Origin of the sequence: Shinella zoogloeoides, assembly GCF_020883495.1 — a bacterium.
GTDB classification, from domain to species: Bacteria; Pseudomonadota; Alphaproteobacteria; order Rhizobiales; family Rhizobiaceae; genus Shinella; species Shinella zoogloeoides.
Genome location: NZ_CP086610.1, coordinates 2,673,169 through 2,692,009, shown reverse-complemented (window position 1 = coordinate 2,692,009; position 18,841 = coordinate 2,673,169). Strand labels below are relative to the sequence as shown.

19 protein-coding genes and 1 tRNA gene are annotated in these 18,841 nt (G+C 64.0%); 10 read left to right on the top strand and 10 right to left on the bottom strand.

Annotated features, from left to right (window positions below):
• Nucleotides 1–36 precede the first annotated feature (36 nt).
• Nucleotides 37–930, bottom strand: a complete 894-nt coding sequence (locus tag K8M09_RS13395; RefSeq protein ID WP_160785312.1) for a DMT family transporter — start codon at nt 928–930, stop codon at nt 37–39.
• A gap of 218 nt (nt 931–1,148) precedes the next feature.
• Between K8M09_RS13395 and K8M09_RS13390 the strand changes: the two genes are divergently transcribed.
• Both K8M09_RS13390 and K8M09_RS13385 read left to right on the top strand, forming a co-directional pair.
• Nucleotides 1,149–2,444, top strand: a complete 1,296-nt coding sequence (locus K8M09_RS13390) for an adenylosuccinate synthase (protein ID WP_160785313.1) — start codon at nt 1,149–1,151, stop codon at nt 2,442–2,444.
• Between the two features lie 69 nt (nt 2,445–2,513).
• On the top strand, nt 2,514–4,697 hold the full coding sequence (locus K8M09_RS13385) for a hypothetical protein (protein ID WP_160785314.1): 2,184 nt from the start codon (nt 2,514–2,516) through the stop codon (nt 4,695–4,697).
• Between the two features lie 76 nt (nt 4,698–4,773).
• Here the strand turns inward: K8M09_RS13385 and rpoH are convergent, their stop codons facing one another.
• Both rpoH and K8M09_RS13375 read right to left on the bottom strand, forming a co-directional pair.
• A complete protein-coding gene (gene rpoH, locus K8M09_RS13380) occupies nt 4,774–5,679 on the bottom strand; it encodes an RNA polymerase sigma factor RpoH (protein WP_160785315.1) in 906 nt (301 codons plus the stop codon).
• Nucleotides 5,680–5,917: 238 nt separating this feature from the next.
• Nucleotides 5,918–6,961 carry an RluA family pseudouridine synthase gene (locus K8M09_RS13375; protein WP_160785316.1) on the bottom strand — a complete coding sequence of 348 codons (1,044 nt, stop codon included), beginning with the start codon at nt 6,959–6,961 and terminating at the stop codon, nt 5,918–5,920.
• Between the two features lie 35 nt (nt 6,962–6,996).
• Between K8M09_RS13375 and K8M09_RS13370 the strand changes: the two genes are divergently transcribed.
• Both K8M09_RS13370 and K8M09_RS13365 read left to right on the top strand, forming a co-directional pair.
• Entirely contained in the window at nt 6,997–7,386 is a 390-nt protein-coding gene (locus K8M09_RS13370; protein ID WP_160785317.1) for a hypothetical protein, read from the top strand.
• Nucleotides 7,387–7,391: 5 nt separating this feature from the next.
• Nucleotides 7,392–8,222, top strand: coding sequence for a TrmH family RNA methyltransferase (locus K8M09_RS13365; protein WP_160785318.1), 831 nt, complete (start codon nt 7,392–7,394; stop codon nt 8,220–8,222).
• A gap of 18 nt (nt 8,223–8,240) precedes the next feature.
• On the opposite strand, the gene K8M09_RS13360 is transcribed toward K8M09_RS13365, so the two are convergent.
• The 3 genes from K8M09_RS13360 to K8M09_RS13350 all read right to left on the bottom strand — a co-directional run bounded on the left by K8M09_RS13360 (nt 8,241) and on the right by K8M09_RS13350 (nt 10,501).
• Nucleotides 8,241–8,624, bottom strand: coding sequence for a hypothetical protein (locus K8M09_RS13360; protein WP_160785319.1), 384 nt, complete (start codon nt 8,622–8,624; stop codon nt 8,241–8,243).
• Between the two features lie 18 nt (nt 8,625–8,642).
• Entirely contained in the window at nt 8,643–9,773 is a 1,131-nt protein-coding gene (locus tag K8M09_RS13355; RefSeq protein WP_160785320.1) for a coiled-coil domain-containing protein, read from the bottom strand.
• A 149-nt stretch (nt 9,774–9,922) separates the two neighbouring features.
• Nucleotides 9,923–10,501 (bottom strand): DUF1134 domain-containing protein, encoded by a 579-nt coding sequence (locus tag K8M09_RS13350; RefSeq protein ID WP_160785321.1) that lies wholly within the window; start codon nt 10,499–10,501, stop codon nt 9,923–9,925.
• Between the two features lie 215 nt (nt 10,502–10,716).
• Between K8M09_RS13350 and chpT the strand changes: the two genes are divergently transcribed.
• On the top strand, nt 10,717–11,373 hold the full coding sequence (gene chpT, locus K8M09_RS13345) for a histidine phosphotransferase ChpT (protein WP_160785322.1): 657 nt from the start codon (nt 10,717–10,719) through the stop codon (nt 11,371–11,373).
• A gap of 117 nt (nt 11,374–11,490) precedes the next feature.
• On the top strand, nt 11,491–11,853 hold the full coding sequence (locus K8M09_RS13340; protein WP_160785323.1) for a response regulator: 363 nt from the start codon (nt 11,491–11,493) through the stop codon (nt 11,851–11,853).
• Between the two features lie 145 nt (nt 11,854–11,998).
• On the opposite strand, the gene ctrA is transcribed toward K8M09_RS13340, so the two are convergent.
• Nucleotides 11,999–12,697: a response regulator transcription factor CtrA gene (gene ctrA / locus K8M09_RS13335; protein WP_064331096.1), complete on the bottom strand. Its 699-nt coding sequence runs from the start codon at nt 12,695–12,697 to the stop codon at nt 11,999–12,001.
• 529 nt (nt 12,698–13,226) lie between these two features.
• On the opposite strand from ctrA, the gene K8M09_RS13330 reads away from it, so the two are divergent.
• Nucleotides 13,227–13,577, top strand: coding sequence for a flagellar export protein FliJ (locus K8M09_RS13330; RefSeq protein ID WP_160785324.1), 351 nt, complete (start codon nt 13,227–13,229; stop codon nt 13,575–13,577).
• 92 nt (nt 13,578–13,669) lie between these two features.
• On the opposite strand, the gene K8M09_RS13325 is transcribed toward K8M09_RS13330, so the two are convergent.
• Nucleotides 13,670–13,951, bottom strand: a complete 282-nt coding sequence (locus K8M09_RS13325) for a GNAT family N-acetyltransferase (RefSeq protein WP_160785325.1) — start codon at nt 13,949–13,951, stop codon at nt 13,670–13,672.
• Between the two features lie 191 nt (nt 13,952–14,142).
• Nucleotides 14,143–14,418, bottom strand: a complete 276-nt coding sequence (sciP, locus tag K8M09_RS13320) for a CtrA inhibitor SciP (RefSeq protein ID WP_160785326.1) — start codon at nt 14,416–14,418, stop codon at nt 14,143–14,145.
• A 437-nt stretch (nt 14,419–14,855) separates the two neighbouring features.
• Here sciP and K8M09_RS13315 point away from each other — a divergent pair, with 437 nt between their 5' ends.
• The 3 genes from K8M09_RS13315 (at nt 14,856) to K8M09_RS13305 (ending at nt 17,186) form a co-directional block, all read left to right on the top strand.
• Nucleotides 14,856–15,608, top strand: coding sequence for a helix-turn-helix transcriptional regulator (locus K8M09_RS13315; RefSeq protein ID WP_160785327.1), 753 nt, complete (start codon nt 14,856–14,858; stop codon nt 15,606–15,608).
• Between the two features lie 172 nt (nt 15,609–15,780).
• Nucleotides 15,781–16,977, top strand: coding sequence for a tRNA 2-thiouridine(34) synthase MnmA (mnmA, locus tag K8M09_RS13310; protein ID WP_229341888.1), 1,197 nt, complete (start codon nt 15,781–15,783; stop codon nt 16,975–16,977).
• Nucleotides 16,978–17,109: 132 nt separating this feature from the next.
• Nucleotides 17,110–17,186: transfer RNA gene (locus tag K8M09_RS13305), tRNA-Met, on the top strand.
• Here K8M09_RS13305 and K8M09_RS23775 read toward each other — a convergent pair.
• A complete protein-coding gene (locus K8M09_RS23775; RefSeq protein WP_407697083.1) occupies nt 17,143–18,780 on the bottom strand; it encodes a recombinase family protein in 1,638 nt (545 codons plus the stop codon). The two genes, K8M09_RS13305 and K8M09_RS23775, sit on opposite strands and share 44 nt — an antisense overlap.
• Between the last annotated feature and the right edge of the window lie 61 nt (nt 18,781–18,841).

Genomic DNA, 18,841 nt, shown 5'->3' with positions numbered 1-18,841 from the left:
AGGCCCGCCGGAGCGATCCGGCGGGCCTTTCGTTTCTCAGCCTTTCTTCTCCTGCGGCCGTCCCCATTCGGCGATGGCGATGCCGCCGAGCACGAGGAGGAGGGCAAGGGCATGGAAGAGATGCATGGTCTCGCCGACCAGCAGCACGGACAGCAATGTGCCGAAGACCGGAATGGCGTTGATGAAGAGGCCGGCCCGGTTCGCGCCGATCATCTCGACGCCGCGTACATATAGAACCTGCGACAGCAGCGAAGGGAAGATGCCGGCATAGAGCACGATGGCCCAGCCGGTCGCATCCGGCAGGATGGTGCCGCCGCGCGATAGTTCCCAGAAGAAGAGGGGAATGGCGCTGAGCAGCGCGCCGAAGGCCGGGGCGGCGATGAAGCTCTGCCAGTGCAGGTTGGGCTTCCAGCGCAGCGCGATGGTGTAGCCGGCATAGACGATACAGGCGAGGAGGATTAGCAGGTCGCCGAAATTGAACTCCAGTTCGGCAAGCGCCGAGAACTCGCCGTGGGCGGCGGTGATCAGGACGCCGATCAGCGTGACGGCGAAGCCGACGATCTGGGCGATGGACGCCTGGATGCGAAACAGGATGAAGTTGAAGGCGAAGATCAGCATGGGAATGCTGGCCTGCTCGATGACGGCGTTGATGGCGCTGGTATAGCCGAGCGCCGTGTAGAGCAGGGCGTTGAAAGTCGTGAAGCCGAAGACGCCGTAGAGCAGCAACTGGCGCCAGTGCTTGCGGATGACCGGCCAGTCGCGTTTGACCTGCGGCATCATCAGGGCGACGATGATCGAAAGCGCGACGATCCAGCGGAAAGTCGTCAGCACCATCGGGCTGACATGGCCGACGGCAAGCTTGCCCGCAACCGAGTTCCCGCCCCAGAAAAGCGATGTGACCGTCAGGTAGAAATAGGCTCTCGTGTTCAAGGCGGCAGGGTCCGTGTGGCAGGGCAGGCGCGGGTGGGTGGCCGGGATACGGTAAAAAAGCGTGCTACGTCATACAAAAAGCGGATATGGGCAAAAAGCGGATGCAGGCCGTCATAACAGGGTCGCATTCCCAAAGACAACACAGTATAGATGCGCGGGTTTCAAGTCAGGCGCGCGCATGTCTTCATGCGTTCGCGCGCGAAAACGGGAAAGATGAAATGGCAAGTGTCGTAGTTGTCGGTTCGCAGTGGGGTGACGAAGGCAAGGGCAAGATTGTCGACTGGCTTTCTGAACGGGCGGAAGTGATCGTTCGCTACCAGGGCGGCCACAATGCCGGTCATACCCTCGTCATCAACGGCGTGAGCTACAAGCTGGCCCTGCTGCCGTCCGGCCTCGTGCGCGGCAAGCTCAGCGTCATCGGCAACGGCGTCGTCGTCGACCCGCACCATTTCGTCGCGGAAGTGGAAAAGCTGCGCGCGCAGGGCGTGGCCGTCATGCCGGAGGTGCTGCGCATCGCCGACAACGCGCCGCTCATCCTGTCGCTGCACCGCGATCTCGACGCGCTGCGCGAGGACGCGGCCTCCAGCAACGGCACCAAGATCGGCACGACCCGCCGCGGCATCGGCCCGGCCTATGAGGACAAGGTCGGCCGCCGCGCCATCCGCGTCATCGACCTTGCCGAGCCGGAAACGCTGCGGCCGAAGATCGAGCGCCTGCTGACGCACCACAATGCATTGCGCCGCGGCATGGGCCTTGCCGAAATCTCCGTCGAATCCATCGAGGAAGAGCTGACCTCCGTCGCCGCGCAGATCCTGCCCTATGTCGACCGGGTCTGGGATGTTCTCGACAAGCACCGCAAGTCCGGCGCGCGTATTCTCTTCGAAGGCGCGCAGGGCGCGCTGCTCGACAACGACCACGGCACCTATCCGTTCGTGACCTCCTCCAACACGGTTGCCGGTCAGGCCGCCGCCGGTTCGGGCCTCGGCCCGACGGCGATCAGCTATGTGCTGGGCATCACCAAGGCCTATACGACCCGCGTGGGCGAGGGGCCGTTCCCCTGCGAGCTGGACGACGAGATCGGCAAGCATCTTGCGACCGTCGGCCGCGAGGTCGGCGTCAATACCGGCCGTCCGCGCCGCTGCGGCTGGTTCGATGCCGTGCTGGTGCGCCAGACAGTCAAGACCAACGGCATCAACGGCATCGCGCTCACCAAGCTCGACGTTCTCGACGGCCTGGACGAGCTGAAGATCTGCGTCGGCTACAGGCTCGACGGCAAGGAGATCGATTACCTGCCGGCAAGCCAGAGCCAGCAGGCCCGCGTCGAGCCGATCTACATCACGCTCGAAGGCTGGAAGGAATCGACCGTCGGCGCGCGGAGCTGGGCGGACCTGCCGGCCCAGGCGATCAAATATGTCCGCCAGGTCGAAGAGCTGATCGGTGCGCCGGTTGCCCTGCTTTCGACCAGCCCGGAGCGCGACGACACCATACTTGTGACCGACCCGTTTGAGGACTAATCTCAAGCTCAACACCAGTTCCGTGACCTATTCCAATGGGATAGCGCGAGAACACGACGGAAAGTTCTGATGGCGGATTTTGTAGCAGTCATTCGAAGGGCCGTGGATGGCCTCTCGGACAACAATGCCGAGATGCGGCAGAAGGTTTATGAGAAGGCGCGCGGCGCTGTCCGCCGGCAGCTCGAATCCATGAACCCGCGCCCTTCCGATGACCTCATGAAGCGCCAGCTCGACAAGCTCGAAGCGGCGATCGTGGACGTCGAGAACGACCATGCCGAGGCGCTTCCCGCCGAGGAACCCGCGCTCGCGCCCGTCGAGGAGATCGCCCAGGAAGAAGCGGCGCCGGTGCCCGAATCGGTGGCGGAGGAACCCGCCGCCGAGGAGCCGGAAGCCGAACCCGTCGAGGCCGAGCCGGAAGCCGGTGACGAGCCTGTCGAGGCGCATGACGCGCAAGACGCGCCCGCCGTCGAGGAGCCTGTCACCGAGGAAGCCGTTGCCGAGGAGCGGCCGGAGGCTGAGCCTGTCGCCGTCGAGCCGGAACCCGAAGCCGTCGCGCAGGAACAGGCCTTCCACGACGAACCTGTCGTCGTCGCGGCCCATTCCGAGCCGTCCTGGCAGGTGGAGGCGGAACCTTCGGCCGATTACGTTCCCTCCTGGCAGGAGCCGGAACACGATATGGCGTCCGAAGCCGGCGCCGAGGCCTTCACGGTCGCCGAGCCGGAACCGCAGGTCTTTCCCGTTCACGATGAAATGCTGCCCGAGGCCGCTCCGGTGGCCGAGGCCCACATGCCGGCCGCCGAGGCCCAGTGGGACTGGAGCGAGGCTGCTGCGACCACCATCGCCGCCGAGAGTCACCCGCAGCCGGCCGCCGACGCGCTCGATCCTCTGGCCTGGGAATGGCCGGGCGACAAGACCGTACCGGCCGAGGACAAGCCGGCGCAGGCCGGACAGAAGAACGAATGGCACGATCTCGATGACCTGATCGGCTTCGTGCCGAAGGCGGAAACCGCTGCCGCCGCGGCAAGCGTGGCGACGGCTGAGGCCGGCTCCGCGGCTGCCGCATCGTCGGCGACGGCCGAAACGCCGCGCGCGCCGCAGCGCTCCTTCCGGGCGGAGCCGCGCAAGTCGCGCGTCAATCTCGGCGCGCTTGCCGCGACGGTCGCGCTGCTCGCGGTCGTCGGGGGGGCGGGTGCGGCCTACTGGTTCAACCGGGATACGGTGAACGGCTGGGTCGAAGAGAAGGTTGCGTCCTTCACAACGCCCGCGGCGGACAAGCCGGCCGAGACCCCGAAGGCGAGCGAGACCGCCGAAGGCGGCCGCAGCCTGCCGGCAGACACCAAGCCGTCCGATACCGCGCAGACGACGCCGCAGACCGGCCAAGCTGCCAATACCGAGGTCGCCTCGGCGGAGAAGAACGGCGGAAAATTCACCCAGCGCCTGCTGACGGACGGTTCGGAGGTGGACAACGGTCCGGCCCCGGCGCTCGATGGCAGCGTTCCGGAAGAGGGCAAGTCCGTGGCCGCGCAGACCACGGAAACGGCCGATGCCGGCGGCGTTTCGGCGGGCGCGGGCGGCCAGACGCCCGCAGCCGGCACGGACCAGACCCCCGCCGACACCGGCACGGACGCTGCCGCGACGGCCGACACGCAGACCCCTGCCGCAACCGGCGAACAGGCCGCCGCCATTGGCGTGACGCAGAAGATGTTCCTCTACGAGGAGCGCCTCGGCCAGACGGCGCCGACCGCGATCGAGGGCACGGTGGTCTGGTCGACCGCCGAGGAATCGCCCGGCGGCGACGCCAAGCCGGAGCCGGTCGTGCGCGCGCAGATCAACGTGCCGACGAAGGGCTTGACGGCGCTGGTGACCTTCCGCCGCAATGCGGACCGCTCCCTGCCGGCAAGCCACATCATCGAACTCGTCTTCTCGCTGCCGGAAAACTTCGAAGGCGGCGGCATCGAGAGCGTGCAGCGCGTGGCGATGAAGCGGACTGAGCAGGACCGCGGCGACGCCCTGATCGCCGTGCCCGCCAAGATCACCGACGATTTCCACATGATCGCGCTCAACGATTTCCCCGAGGCGATCGCCAAGAACACGGAGCTGCTGCGCACGCGTTCCTGGATCGACATTCCGATCACCTATCGCAATGGCCGCCGCGCCCTGCTGACGCTCGACAAGGGCGCTGCCGGTGCGGAAGCCTTCGACAAGGTGATGCGCGCCTGGGCGGCGGCCGACAAGGCCGGCGGCGGCCAGTAAGGCCCTCTCACGGACAAAAGAAAGGCCCGGCATCGCTGCCGGGCCTTCTGTTTTTCGGGCTGCCTGCCGCCCGGCCTTATGCGTCCTCGATGACGCGGACGGCGCGGGCCTGTTCGGCGGCATATTTCTGCACCGCTTCCTGCACCTTCTCGAAGGCGCGGACCTCGATCTGGCGGACGCGCTCGCGGCTGATGTCGAACTCGCTGGACAGCTCTTCCAGCGTCACCGGGTCCTCGGCGAGGCGGCGAGCCTCGAAGATGCGGCGTTCGCGTTCGTTCAGCACGCCCATGGCGCGGGCCAGCATGGCGCGGCGCGTATCGAGCTCGTCCTGCTCGATCAGCGTTGCTTCCTGGCTGTCGTGGTCGTCCACGAGCCAATCCTGCCACTGGCCGGATTCGCCTTCGCCGGCCTTGATGGGCGCGTTCAGCGAGGCGTCGCCGGAGAGGCGGCGGTTCATCGAGACGACCTCGTCCTCCGAGACCTTCAGCTTGGTGGCGATCTCCTTGACCTGATCGGGACGCAGGTCGCCGTCCTCGATGGCCTGGATCTTGCCCTTCATGCGGCGCAGGTTGAAGAATAGGCGCTTCTGGTTGGCGGTCGTGCCCATCTTCACCAGCGACCACGAGCGCAGGATATATTCCTGGATCGAGGCCTTGATCCACCACATGGCGTAGGTCGCAAGGCGGAAGCCGCGCTCCGGGTCGAATTTCTTGACGGCCTGCATCAGGCCGACATTGCCCTCGGAGACGACTTCGCCGATCGGCAGGCCGTAGCCGCGATAGCCCATGGCGATCTTCGCCACGAGGCGCAGATGGCTCGTGACGAGCTTATGGGCGGCGTTGCGGTCGCCGTGCTCCTGGTAACGCTTGGCGAGCATGTATTCCTGCTGCGGCTCAAGCATCGGAAATTTGCGGATTTCGTCGAGATAGCGGTTGAGACCACCTTCTCCAGCCGTGATAGACGGCAGCGTATTGCGGGCCATTCAGCACCCCTTTCTGAGACGGCTTCCATTCCGGCAAGCCTCGGTACGGAGCTTGATCCTGAAGACCGGATCCCCGTCAGCGACCATGCTCCCCGTGGGTCATGGCGACCCCACTGATCCTAAAGATAGGTGTGGCGAAACGATGTTTCAAGAAGACACGGGCCTTCACGGCTGCGTGAAGGCGGGCAGGGGAATGGATTTTGCGGCACCTCTCAAGATGGGGGCTGATGCCCGGAAATCAAGGGTCCGCGGCCTCTTCCATGCTGCGCAGGGCTACCAGCAGCCGCTCCATGTCGGCCGGCGGCGGGGCCTCGAAATGCATGGTCTCGCCGCTGGAGGGATGCTCGAACTGCAGCAGGAAGGCGTGCAGCGCCTGCCGGCGGAAACCGTTGACAACCTTGCGCGCCTCGTCGGGCAGCCGGTTCGCCTTCGTCTTGAAGGCCGCGCCATATTCGGGATCGCCGATCAGCGGATGGCCGATATGGGCCATGTGCACGCGGATCTGATGCGTGCGGCCGGTTTCGAGATGGCATTCGACCAGGGAGGCGAGGCTGGTGCCGTCTTCGATCTCACCGTAGCGCTCGACCACCTCGTAATGGGTGATCGCCTCGCGGGCGTCGTCGGCGTCCTCGCGCTTGACGGCGCGCTTGGTGCGGTCCGCGCCGCGGCCGAGCGGGGCGTCGATGGTGCCGCGCAGCTGGCGCGGGCGACCCCAGACGACGGCCTGATAGGCGCGCTCCAAGGGGCCGGTGCGGCCATGGTCTGCGAACTGGTCGGAGAGATGGCGGTGGGCGAGGTCGTTCTTGGCGACGACCATGACGCCGCTCGTCTCCTTGTCGAGACGATGCACGATGCCGGGGCGACGCACGCCGCCGATGCCGGAGAGGCTTTCGCCGCAATGGTAGATGAGGGCGTTGACCAGCGTGCCCGTCCAGTTGCCGACCGCCGGATGCACGACGAGGCCGGCAGGCTTGACCAGCACGATGACGTCGTCGTCCTCGTAGAGCACGTCCAGCGGAATGTTCTCGCCCTTGGGTTCGGGATCGCGCGGGGCGGGCATGGTGAACTCGATGACGTCGCCGGGATGCACCTTGCGCTTCGGCTCGGTCATGACCGCGCCGTTGACGATGGCTGCGCCTTCCTCGATCAGCGCCTTGATGCGGCTGCGCGAGAAGTCGCCGGCGAGTGTCGCCGCCAGCCAGGCGTCGATGCGCCCCTCCGCATCTTCCGGTGCGGTCAGGACTTTTCTTGTGGCCTCGGCTTCTTTAAAGGGGTCGGTCATCGTTCAACTATACTCATTGCCGGAAGGGCGCTGCCATGTCCCACATCGAAACCGACGATCAGGAAGACAAGCCGCTCGACCCCGTGATGGAGAATGTGCGTCGCAAGATGATGCGCCTGCAACTCGTGTCTGGCGGCATCATGCTCCTGATGTTCATGGCCGTGCTTGCGGCCATTGTCTATAAGATCAACACGCGCGATGGCAAGCCGCAAGCCGCCGTTTCGGCCAGCGGCGGCGTGGTGCCGAGCGATGCGCCGGTCAAGGCGACGGCGGCGCTGCCCGATGGCTTCACCGTTTCGGCCGTGTCGCAGTCCGGCGGACAGGTCCTGTTCTACGGCGTGATGGCGGATGGCGCGCGCAAGGCGTTCGTCTTCGACATCGCGGCCGGCCGCACCGTCGCCGAGATCGACGTTACGGGCAAGTGACGCTAATGGCGGCCGAACCGGTCCGTATCGACGATCCCGCCGATCCGCGCATTGCCGGCTTCGTGTCGATCCGCGAGCGCGACCTGACCGGCCGCGAGGGCCTGTTCATCGCGGAAGGCACCGTCGTGCTGCGCATGCTCGGGCAGGCGCAGGCGCGCGCCAACGGGTTTGCCGCCGAGGCGATCCTGCTGCTCGAAAGCCGGCTTGCGGGCATCGCGGAGGTGCTGGCCGCCTTTCCGCCGGAGGTTCCGGTCTATATCGCCTCGCAGGCCGTGTTCGACGCCATTGCCGGCTTCAACATGCATCGCGGCGTGCTGGCGCTCGGCCGCAAACCCTCGGCGCAGGTGGGCGCGTCGCTTCTCGGCCGCCTGCCGGGCACGAGCCTCGTGCTTGCCGGCTGCGGCCTTTCCAACCACGACAATGTCGGCTCGATCTTCCGCAATGCGGCCGCCTTCGGGGCGGATGCGGTGTTCCTCGACGAAACCTCCTGCGACCCGCTGTACCGCAAGGCGATCCGCGTTTCGGTCGGCTCGGTGTTGACGGTGCCGTTCTCGCGCGCCATGGCGGGCGAGGCGATGCTGCGGGGGCTGGCCGAGGCCGGCTTCGAGATCTGGGGGTTATCGCCGCGCGGTCAGGTTTCCGTCGCGGCCATACCGCCGGCGCGGCGCATCGCGCTCGTGCTCGGCACGGAGGGGGAGGGGCTGCCGGAACATATCCTCGCCTCGTTCCGCACCGCGCGCATCCCGCAGCGTCCGGGGCTGGACAGCCTCAATGTCGCGACGGCGAGCGGTATCGCGCTCTACCAGATCGCGCTGGCGATGGGGCGCGTCGCCTGACGCCGGGCGTTGCGGCTGTCAGCAGCGGATGCCGTCCCACAGTTCGTTGGGCGTTCCGGTCGTGTCCTGCCATTTGCCGGTGAAGCCGCTATAGTCCGGCTTGACGGTGATGAAGAGTTTGCCGGTCCCGTATTTGTCCTGCCAGTCCAGCGTCCTGTCGAGACCCGTGCCGGGGGCGCCCTCGGCAAGCGTGCCCGAGGTCATGCCGCCGAAATCGGAGAATTGATAGCTGCCGGTCAGGCGTCCGTCGCTTTCGGTCTTCAGTTCCGTGATCGCCTGGACAAGGGCGCCGCTGCTCCAGAGGCGGCCGCAATAGCGCCCATCGAACGACGCCTCGGCCTTGGGAGACGTGGCGCTCGCGCCGCTTGCGGCGATCAGCATCGCCAGGATTGCTGTCTTCATCCTGCCCTCCGTTCGGGGTTACCCCTCGTCGCGGCCGATCTTTTCGCGCACGCGCCGGGCGAGGCTGCGCTCATCGCCCTCAAGGGCGGGATCGATGGTGGCGATGAGTTCGTGAACCGGCGAGCCTGCGCCTTCGCGCGCGGCCGTCAGCACGATCATCTTGCCGGCGAGGTCGGCCATTTCCTCGCGCAGCGCCGCGTCATTCGTGTCGGCCTTGGCGGCAAGGAGGCGTTCGGTCAGGGCGGTGCCCTGATTGCGGGCTTCCTCTTCCAGTGCGGCGATATCGATGGGGGACGCAGGCTGCGCCTTCTCCGGGCGGCGGGAGGAAAGCCGGCTCGTCGAGATCGTCCGGGCAAGGCCGGTGGCGCGCACGGCCTTTACCGCTTCCTTGTTTTCCGCCGTCAATGTCTTCACCTTCTCGCGCAGGCGGTCGATTTCCGCGATGCGCCGTTCGATTGCGTTGTCCTTGTCGGCGCTGCCGGCGACTTCCCGCGTCAGCCTGGTTTCAAGCTGGCGCACGCGGCCTTCCTCGCGCGACAGGCGCACTTCGAGCGTGGTCGCCTTCTCGCCGGCCGTCTTCAGGTCCTGGCGCAGCTTGTCCCGCTCGTCCTTCAGGTTGCCGATGCGGCTCTTCAGGTTCTCCATCGTCGTCTCGCGGGTGGCGAGGTCGATCCGCATGCTGTCGAGATCGGCATAAAGATGGCTGACGCCGGCGAGCTTGGCGCGCATGTCCCGGTCGGCCGCCAGCAGCGCGGCGCGAAGCTGCTCGCTCTTCATCTCCTCGCGGCGCAGCGCCGAGCGCATGTCGCCGGCCTCGATGTTCATGTCGGCGATCTGGGCGTGCAGTTCGGAGTTTTCCGTGGCGATTCCCGCAGCCTCGGCCAGCAGCTTCTCGTTCTTCACCACCTGGAGCGTGCGTTTGTCGCGCTCGCGGCGCACGCTCTGTGCAAGGCGGGCGTTTTCCGCGGCGAAGGCGGCGCGCGCCATGTCCTTCTGCGCGCGCACTTCCTGCGGGCTGAGCGGCATGGTGGCGCGCATGCGGTCTTCGGTGAACTTGACGATGCGCTTCTGGATCGCCGGTGCGACGAGCAGGCCGGTCAGCGTGGCGGCGAGGAAGCCGAGCGCGAAGAGGAGGGCGTACTCGATCACGGGTCAACTCGTTCCAAACATGGCCCAAAACGGGTTTCGAACGAGCGCACTATAGCGGCTCGTTCGAACTTGCACAGGGGCGATTCTTCGAAATCAACGCTTGTCCAGCTTGACGGATGACAGGCCCGTTTCATTCGCCGGCAGATGCCTCAGAAGGGGTTCCAGGTCGGCTGGCGGGTCAGCTTCAGGTAACCGGCATTGATGCCGATACGTGCGCCGACGCCGGTGCGGATCGGCACGAGCACGATATCCCGGTTGACGTTGACCTGCATGCCGAGGCCGGCGATCACATAGGCCGAGCCGGAGACGCCGCCGAAGCGGTCGTAGAGCGCGTTCACGTCGGGCAGGTTATAGACGAGCATCATGGTGCGGCTGCCCTGGCCGCCCCAGTCGAGGCCGAGCGAGGGGCCTTGCCAGAAGACCGAGTGCTGGCCGGCATTCTTGGTGTTGAGCGTGCCTTCGCCATAGGTCAGGCCCGCGACGAAGGCGCCGGAACCTTCCTGGCCGAGGATGTAGCCGTTCGGCAGGCCATAAGATTCGAAGGCGCGCTCGACCAGCTTGGCAAGGGCGCCGGAGGTTTCGCCGAAGAAGCCGTGGCCGGCGTCGACGATTTCCTGCATGGAATACTGGTTGCTCTGCTGCGCCCTTGCGGGCAGGGCCATGAGCAGCATGGCGCAAAGCGCCGCTGCGATCCTGAATGCCGTCGTGGCCGGATGAGAAATAGCCATGTCCGTTCGCCTTCCTGTGTTCGGCCCCGTTCCTTCCGCAATTTGATCCGATGGTCTTAACAATCGGTTTACCAAATGTGGTGTCATTATGGCTGCCATGAGATAGGGCACGCCTCGCGCAATCGTGGCGTGCTATGCGTCGTGCGGAATGTTGCCGCGCGCGTCCTTGGCTAGGCGTCCCGCGATGAATCAATGCGTGGATCTGGGAGAATTTTATGGCGAAAAATCCGAACCTTACGCTGACCGGTCCCGATCTGGCAGCGCTTCTGTGCAGCCGTGTCTGCCATGATGTCATCTCGCCGGTCGGCGCGATCAACAACGGCCTCGAGCTGCTCGACGAGGGCGGCGCGGATACCGAGGCGATGGACCTCATCCGCACCAGCGCGCTGAACGCCTCCGTCCGGCTGAAATTCGCGCGGCTTGCCTTCGGTGCTTCCGGCTCCGTCGGCGCGTCGATCGATACGGGCGAGGCGGAAAAGGCCGCGCGCGATTTCGCCGCCGCCGAAAAGAAGACGGAAATCACCTGGAGCGGGCCGCGCGCCATCGTCGCGAAGAACCGCGTCAAGCTGCTGCTCAACCTGTTCCTTATCGCTTATGGCGCGATCCCGCGCGGCGGCTCCATCGATGTGACGCTGGAGAACCCGGAATTCGACGCAGTGTTCAAGCTCGCCGTGAAGGGCCGCATGCTGCGCGTGCCGCCGAAGTTCACGGAAATCCTCACCGGCACGCCGGAAGAGGCGGTCGACGCCCATTCCATTCAGCCCTACTACACGGTGCTGCTGGCCGACGAGGCGGGCATGGAACTCGACGTTTCCGTAAGCCCGGAAGAGATCGTCTTCTCGGCGCGCATGGCGGAAGCGGCCGCCGAATAAGGTTGTGGGCAGCCACGGTTCGTTAACCATGGCCGCTAACGCTTTGTTTGCCAGGCGTCGGTAGAGTTGCATCCTGTATCGTTCCCGCTTTGCGAGCGGGAGACCTAGGAGCAGCTAATGCAGCGGTTGATGATCGCCGACGGTTCCGATGTCGTCCGGAAGGTCGGCAAGCGTATTCTTTCCGGTTTCGATTTCCTCGTGCTGGAAGCCTCCAGCGCGCTCGAGGCGCTGGTGCGCTGCGAGGCCGAACTGCCCAATATCCTGATCGTCGATTCCACCATGGACGGCGCGCTGGAGCTGATCGCCAATATCCGCAACCTGCCGCAGGGCAAATCGGTGCGCATCTATTACTGCGTGGTCGAGGCGGACCTGAAGAAGATGATGATGGGCAAGCGCGCCGGCGCGGACGACTTCCTGCTGAAGCCGTTCGACCGCAAGATCCTGACCCAGGTCTTCGGCAATCTTTCGATCGCCGCCTGAAATACCCCGTAGACATTCCAATGCCGGCGCGGCCGCTCTGCAATGGAGCGGCCGCGCTTTTGTTTTGCCCCCCGGGCCGGAGGCCGGGCAAAAGAAAACCCGCCGGCTAGCGGCGGGTCGTATTTGTTCAGCGGGGAGGGGCTGGTCAGGCGCTTTCGAGATAGTCGCCGTCCGGCTCGCGCAGCACATAGCCGCGGCCCCAGACCGTCTCGATGTAGTTCGCGCCGCCGGCGGCGTTCGCCAGCTTCTTGCGCAGCTTGCAGATGAAGACGTCGATGATCTTCAGTTCCGGCTCGTCCATGCCGCCGTAAAGGTGGTTCAGGAACATTTCCTTGGTGAGCGTCGTGCCCTTGCGCAGCGAGAGCAGCTCGAGCATCTGGTATTCCTTGCCCGTCAGATGCACGCGCTGGCCGCCGACTTCGACGGTCTTGGCGTCGAGATTGACGATCAGCTCGCCCGTCGAGATGACGGACTGGGCATGGCCCTTGGAGCGGCGCACGATGGCGTGGATGCGGGCGACCAGTTCGTCCTTGTGGAACGGCTTGGTCATATAGTCGTCGGCGCCGAAGCCCAGGCCGCGCACCTTGTCCTCGATGCCGGCCATGCCGGAGAGGATCAGGATCGGCGTCTTGACCTTGGACAGGCGCAGCGTGCGCAGAACCTCGTAACCCGACATGTCGGGGAGATTGAGATCGAGCAGGATGATGTCGTAATCATACAGCTTGCCCAGATCCACACCTTCCTCGCCGAGGTCGGTGGTATACACATTAAAGCTTTCGGACTTCAGCATCAGCTCGATGCTCTGCGCCGTCGCGCTATCGTCCTCAATGAGTAGAACCCGCATATCTGTCCCCTTTTCCGCCGCCCAAGGTACCTGGCCCCCTACGCGATACGGATCCAGTCGTTGCCTGATTTGGAGGCTGCCACGAAATGGTTAACAAATCCTGATTCACTTTGGCAAGGTGTATCGATCTGTTAATTATTTTAGGCAGACTCCTGATTTCATGTATGAATCAGAAATGTGTCTCTTAAGTTCTCACTTTAGGAAACACGGCTAACCGACTCTTTCGACTCATCAATGCGGACACCTCTTTTTTTGCGATCCGTATTTACCGAGCCTTAAATCATCGCACCTATGATTAACGATGCCCGTAAACGAAAGGTTACCAGCGGTAGGATTTCATTAATCTCGCTGAATTTTTTTTACGGTTCGGCAGGGTTTGTCGCGTTACGGGTGGAAATGCCGGTCGCCGGCGCACGGAAAAACGCCGTGCTTCGGGGACTGATTTGGAATGCCGGGTGAATGTTCGCCAGTGTTTTGGGCGGCCGTTCGCTCCAATGCCGGGGTCTCGCTATCCACGGGAGTATTGCGTATGAAGTCGCGTGAGAGCCTAGTTCGCCTGAAGGAATTTCAGGTGAAAGACAAAAGACGGCAACTGGCCCAGCTTCAGCTTATGATGTCCGAGTTCGAACGGATGTCGAAAGAGCTGGAAAGCCAGATCGCCATCGAGGAAAAGAAGTCTGGGATCACCGATCCCAGCCATTTCGCCTATCCGACCTTCGCCAAGGCGGCGCGGCAGCGCTCCGATAATCTCCAGGTTTCCATCCGGGAGTTGAAGGTGCAGCAGGATGCGGCCGAACTGGCGCTCGAAGAGGCGGAGGCGGAATTCGCCAAGGCCTCGGCGCTGGAGGAGCGCGACAACGCGGTGCGCATGCGCGCCTGATCGGGTCGCCGGTCCGCTCCGTTCGAATTTGAAGAACCCTCGCGATCGGCCGGAAGGCCGCTCACGAGGGCTCTTCGCGTTGCTGCCTTCGCTTAGAGGTTGACGACGTCGCGCCAGTCCGCGTGGCGCATCGCCTGCGCCCGGAAGAAGGGGCAGAGCGGCATGATCTTCCAGCCGCCCTTGCGGGCTTCCTCCACCGCATGCGCCGCCAGCGCCTGGCCGATGCCCTTGCCGCGCAGCGCGTCCGGCACGCCGGTATGGTCGACGATCACGAGCTGCGGCGAGGCGCGGGAATAGGTCACTTCCGCCTCATGCCCTTCGACGGTGACGTGATAGCGGCCCTTCGCGCCGGTTTCTTCGTGCAGGATATTCATGGATCTGCTCCTCGCTGCGTTGCGTGTCGGAGCTATCCTTGCCGGTCTTCCGGCCTCCCGCAAGGCGCGGGATTGTGAACGGTGCGTGCCGTATCGGCGCATTGCCGACGCGCCGCGGCGAAAGCCGGGCCGTTGCAAACGCGACTGCGGCCGCGCAAGGCGCGGCCGCAGAAGGCAATCTCGGGAAATGTCTAGTGGCGGTACTGCTGGATGCGCGTGGTGCGCAGGCCGGCAAGACCATGGTCGTTGATGGAGGACTGCCAGGACAGGAATTCTTCGACCGTCAGCGTATAGCGGTCACAGGCTTCTTCGAGGCTGAGGAGGCCACCGCGTACGGCGGCGACGACTTCTGCCTTCCGGCGGATCACCCAGCGCCGCGTGTTGGCCGGCGGCAGATCGGCGATCGTAAGAGGGCTGCCATCGGGGCCGATGACGTATTTAACGCGGGGTCGTATCAGGTCGGTCATTGGACTCTCTACATAAACTCAAGACCATATGCCGGGACTGTAGCCTGCCACATTTAAGATTTGCCTAAGCGCATACTAACAATTTTCTAATCTTTTGAGCGGCTTCGCCGGCGCTGCCGATATGCGGCAAGCCCTGCCTTCCCTAGCGTCCGCCGGTTTTCCGCCCGCGTCAACCGCATGGGAGCCATGCAAATATTTCATTTCCATTTTATTCAAATACTGCTAATACGCCCCAAAATTCGGAGGCGGCGTCGTGTTGACGCCACCGGAAGCCTCCAGGCCGCATCCAAACGCATTGCCTCCGCAAGCTGTCTCCCGCAGGGAAATGGCTTCCGCGGCGTTTTTTCTCGCCGCCCGACAGAATGGTGCGCCCGAAATTTTCCGGACCGAGAATACACCCAAGCCCGGCGTAATCCGCCGGCTGTTGGAAACGGAAAATGAGAGACCCAGAAAAGATGCTCTCGCAGCAGGGTGGTTGGTCGCCCGAATTCCTGTCGCCGGCCAATATCGAATCCGTGCAGACCGAATACGAGGTGCTGCACCTCATGCGCCAGTGCGCCAATCATTTCGGCTTCAGCCATTTCCTGGTCGCGCGCTTTCCCGCCGACGACCGGCAGCGGTTTTCCGAACGCCTGCTCGTCAGCAACTGGCCGGCCGATCTGGTGCGCAAATACGATGCGCTGAATCTCTTCCATCTCAGCCGGCTGGCGCTGGATACCGGCATGACGAAGCTGCCCGTCCAGGGCGACAGCGCGCTGCTGGCGCCCGCCGACTGGGAAAGCACGCAGGCCGGCGAGGCGATCGCGCTTGCCGGGAGCTACGGCCTTTCCGTCTCCACCGCGCTCCTCATGCATTCCACGGCCGGCGATCCCTATCTCATGGTCTTTTCCGGCACGCGCGGCCTGCTCGCCCGCCCGGAGCTGAAGGAACTGCACTTCGCCGCCCTCCAGCTTTTCGAATGCCTCGAAAAGACCTTCGTGGGGCTGGCCGCGAACCGTGAAAGGCTCTCCAGCCGCGAGGTGGAGTGCCTGCGCTGGGCGGCGGCCGGCAAGAGCAGCGACGAGATCGCCATCATCCTCGGCATTTCGGTCTATACGGTGAGCAGCTATTTCAAGAGCGCGACCCGCAAGCTGCAGGCCGTCAACCGCATGCAGGCCATCGCCATCGCCCTGCGTCTTCGCCTGATCTGATCCCGGTTCGCGCGGGCAGGGGGCTTTTGCGCCTTCTCTTGCCCTCGCTGCGGCAAGTTTCTATATGTCGCCCGAAGGGCATTCCGCCGAGCGCGGCATGTCGCAACGGCCGGGATCGGCCCCAATTCAAAGGTGTATGACGGCAGCGCCCGCGCACCGGAACGGACCTCGCGTGAACAGTCTCGATTTCGATCGCAAGCCCGAAGATACGCGCGTCGTCGTCGCCATGTCCGGCGGCGTCGACAGTTCGGTCGTGGCCGGCATCCTGAAACGCGAAGGCTATGACGTCCTCGGCATCACGCTGCAGCTCTACGATCATGGCGCCGCCGTACACCGGGCCGGCTCCTGCTGCGCGGGCCAGGATATCGACGACGCGCGCCGGGTCTGCGAAACCCTCGGCATCCCGCATTACGTTCTCGACTATGAGAAGCGTTTTCGCGAGACGGTGATCAACCCCTTCGCCGAAAGCTATATCGCCGGCGAGACGCCGATCCCCTGCGTGGCCTGCAACCAGACCGTCAAGTTCGCCGATCTTCTGGCCACCGCCCGGGAACTCGGCGCGGACGCGCTGGCGACCGGCCACTATATCCGCTCGCGCGCCAACCCGGTGCCGGATGCGCCGCACCGCCGCGCGCTCTATCGCCCGGTCGATGCCGAGCGCGACCAGAGCTACTTCCTCTTCGCGACGACACAGGAGCAGATCGACTACCTGCGTTTCCCGCTCGGCCATCTCTCCAAGGCCGAGACGCGTGCGCTTGCCGAGGAGATGGGCCTCGTCGTCGCCAAGAAGGCGGACAGCCAGGACATCTGCTTCGTGCCGCAGGGCAAATATTCGGATATCGTCAACAAGCTGAAGCCGAATGCGGCGCTTGCCGGCGAAATCGTGCATATCGACGGCCGCGTGCTCGGCCGTCACGAGGGCATCCTGCATTACACGATCGGCCAGCGCCGCGGCATCGGCATCGCCACGGGTGAACCGCTCTATGTCGTCTATCTCGACGCCCGCTCGCGCCGCGTCATCGTCGGCCCGAAGGAAGCGCTGGAAACCCGCCGCCTCTACCTGCGCGACATCAACTGGCTGGGCGACGGCGATCTTGAAACCGTCGCTGCCGCCGGTTTCGACTGCTACGCCAAGGTGCGCTCCACCCGCCCGCCGCGTCCCGCGCGCCTTCAGGCGAGCGAGGCCGGCATCTATGTGGAGCTTGCGGAGGGCGAGCCCGGCGTCGCGCCCGGCCAGGCCTGCGCGCTCTATTCCGGCGAGGGCGAGGACGCCCGCATCTACGGCGGCGGCTTCATCCTGCGCTCCGAGCGGGAAGCGGCGGCCGAGGACGCCCTGAAGCGCATCCTCGCCACCCCGGCCGCGGCCTGAAAAGCCGCGCCGGCCAAAGCCTTTGCGGACAAAGCGATTTTTCTCAAAACCGCGCTTGACACTCGCAGGAACCCCGCCTTATAAGCCGCCCACCGGACGGAAACGGACATCGTTCCAAGCGTCCTTTCGGGCGGCGGAGTAGCTCAGTAGGTTAGAGCAGAGGAATCATAATCCTTGTGTCGGGGGTTCGAATCCCTCCTCCGCTACCATCGCCACAGCACCCATGTCCTTTAGGGGTTTCCCGTCTTCCTGCAAGAACGGTGTTAGGTGGCCTTGCACATTGATCCCGATATAATCACCATCGTCATAGACCGTGACCGAGTGAATAAGCTCGCGTAGCACCGGACCAAGCCCACCCATTTCGTCCATCTCGGTCAGAGCGATTTCGAGCTTCGCACGGTTCGAGCGATAGGGGTTCGAGCTTTTCGTCATGAGCCGCTTGGCGAAGCTCGTGATTGCGGTCGGGTGCAGGACGATGTTGCTGGGCTGCGGGAGCCGGGACAGTTCCAGTTCGAGCCGGTCTCGTTCCTCGGCATTCTCCTTCGTTTTCGCCCCCAGCGCCTTAGTGTCCGCGCCGTCTTGAAGCATGAGGTTCACCAGCTTCTTGTTCTCGATTTCGATCTGGGACAGGCGGCGCTCTATGTCTGCCCGCCTACGGTGGCTGTCTCGCTCGTCCTTGTACCTGCTTTCGATGTACCGTTCAGCGTAAAGTCGAATGCGCTCAGGCGTGGCAAGCTCGTGAGCCAGCGAGTTGATGAGCAAGTTCTCGATGTCCTCCAAATAGAAGGTCTTCGGGTCGGGGCAGGTCCGGCTATTATTGTGCTTTGAGCATCGCACCCGAACTCTACCTGATTTATCGTGGCCATAGACGGACATTCCCCGACCGCAGGCAGCGCATTTCAGAAGGCCGGACAGAAGGCGCTTGGGACGGTTGTTTGCGCCGATGCGACCTTCCTTCGCCACTTGAGACCGCTCGGCGAGCTGGGCCTGTACACGCTCGAATAGCTCGTCCGAGATGATGCGAAGCTCCGGGAGGTGAGCGTGCTTCCAGTCCTCGGGCGGGTTCTGGCGGGATACTCGTTTGCCGGTGTCTGGGTTCTTGATCATCTTGTTCTTGTTCCAGACAAGATGCCCGACATAGATGGAATTACGAAGGATGCCTGAACCTCGGCTAGCCCAGCCGTAAATCGCTGATGGGGACCAGTCCGAGCCCCGTGGTGCCGGAACGCCCTCCCGCGTCAACTGATGGCTGATCTCCTTCGGGGAGGTGCCAGCGGCATAATCCTCAAAGATGCGTTGGACGACTGCCGCTTCCTCTGGAACGATTTCGAGCTCTCCTCGGATCAGTTCGCCCTTGGCGTCGAGCTTCTTCACTGGCCTGTATCCGTATGCCTTGCCGCCTGCGGACAAGCCCTGTTTTATCAAGCCACCCATGCCTCGTCTGATCTTGAGCACATTCCCTTCGCGGAACATCTGGGCTTGAAGGCCGTGCAGCGAGACGCTGATGAGGTTCGCCTCACCTTCGTTCACGGAGATAAGGCGGATGTTCAAAAAACCAAGCTGCCTGTACATGAGCGTCATGTCGGCAATGTCGCGTGACAGGCGGTCGAGAGCTTCAACGATGATGATGCTGAACTTGCCCGCTTGGGCGTCCTGAAGCATCTGCTGCAAATTATAGCGACCATGGATCGAAGCGCCGGAAACAGCCTTGTCGGCGTAGGTGCCAACAATCTCATAGCCGCGACTTTTCGCGAAATCTTTGCAATAGTCGATTTGGTCCTCGGCGGACCTATCGTTCTGCATATCGGTAGAGAAGCGAGTGTTGATTGCCACTGAGAACTGACCCGGCGTGGCCTGATATTTC

Excerpts from the sequence above, each read along its gene's own strand:
- K8M09_RS13390 (WP_160785313.1), top strand. The coding sequence starts at position 1,149 with ATGGCAAGTGTCGTAGTTGTCGGTTCGCAGTGGGGTGACGAAGGCAAG.
- K8M09_RS13385 (WP_160785314.1), top strand. The coding sequence starts at position 2,514 with ATGGCGGATTTTGTAGCAGTCATTCGAAGGGCCGTGGATGGCCTCTCG.
- rpoH (WP_160785315.1), bottom strand. The coding sequence starts at position 5,679 with ATGGCCCGCAATACGCTGCCGTCTATCACGGCTGGAGAAGGTGGTCTC.
- K8M09_RS13375 (WP_160785316.1), bottom strand. The coding sequence starts at position 6,961 with ATGACCGACCCCTTTAAAGAAGCCGAGGCCACAAGAAAAGTCCTGACC.
- K8M09_RS13370 (WP_160785317.1), top strand. The coding sequence starts at position 6,997 with ATGTCCCACATCGAAACCGACGATCAGGAAGACAAGCCGCTCGACCCC.
- K8M09_RS13365 (WP_160785318.1), top strand. The coding sequence starts at position 7,392 with ATGGCGGCCGAACCGGTCCGTATCGACGATCCCGCCGATCCGCGCATT.
- K8M09_RS13360 (WP_160785319.1), bottom strand. The coding sequence starts at position 8,624 with ATGAAGACAGCAATCCTGGCGATGCTGATCGCCGCAAGCGGCGCGAGC.
- K8M09_RS13350 (WP_160785321.1), bottom strand. The coding sequence starts at position 10,501 with ATGGCTATTTCTCATCCGGCCACGACGGCATTCAGGATCGCAGCGGCG.
- chpT (WP_160785322.1), top strand. The coding sequence starts at position 10,717 with ATGGCGAAAAATCCGAACCTTACGCTGACCGGTCCCGATCTGGCAGCG.
- K8M09_RS13340 (WP_160785323.1), top strand. The coding sequence starts at position 11,491 with ATGCAGCGGTTGATGATCGCCGACGGTTCCGATGTCGTCCGGAAGGTC.
- ctrA (WP_064331096.1), bottom strand. The coding sequence starts at position 12,697 with ATGCGGGTTCTACTCATTGAGGACGATAGCGCGACGGCGCAGAGCATC.
- K8M09_RS13330 (WP_160785324.1), top strand. The coding sequence starts at position 13,227 with ATGAAGTCGCGTGAGAGCCTAGTTCGCCTGAAGGAATTTCAGGTGAAA.
- K8M09_RS13325 (WP_160785325.1), bottom strand. The coding sequence starts at position 13,951 with ATGAATATCCTGCACGAAGAAACCGGCGCGAAGGGCCGCTATCACGTC.
- sciP (WP_160785326.1), bottom strand. The coding sequence starts at position 14,418 with ATGACCGACCTGATACGACCCCGCGTTAAATACGTCATCGGCCCCGAT.
- K8M09_RS13315 (WP_160785327.1), top strand. The coding sequence starts at position 14,856 with ATGAGAGACCCAGAAAAGATGCTCTCGCAGCAGGGTGGTTGGTCGCCC.
- K8M09_RS23775 (WP_407697083.1), bottom strand. The coding sequence starts at position 18,780 with ATGCAGAACGATAGGTCCGCCGAGGACCAAATCGACTATTGCAAAGAT.